Below are 283 nucleotides of genomic sequence, written 5' to 3' on the forward strand. Positions count from 1 at the left end.
TCTGATCGGATCGAGCGGCAAGATCGCCAGCGCGATCGATGTCCTTGCTGAGAACGATGGCGAGGCGATCCGGCAGACCCGGACGATTGATCACAGCGGCGCGGTCGAACTTTGGGACCGCAGTCGGGTCATCTTCCGGCATGTCAAAGGGGATCACAACCTTTCGGACGGCCAGTAGGTCTGCTCAGGGCTCCAGATTGCCGATTGCGCTCACCAAGCGGTCGCTGGTCCAGGGTTTCGGCAGGAAAGTGACGGCCGGCTTGATGTCGCCCGGCAGCGTATC

Origin of the sequence: Lichenihabitans sp. Uapishka_5 (assembly GCF_033947565.1) — a bacterium.
Classification (GTDB): domain Bacteria; phylum Pseudomonadota; class Alphaproteobacteria; order Rhizobiales; family Beijerinckiaceae; genus Lichenihabitans.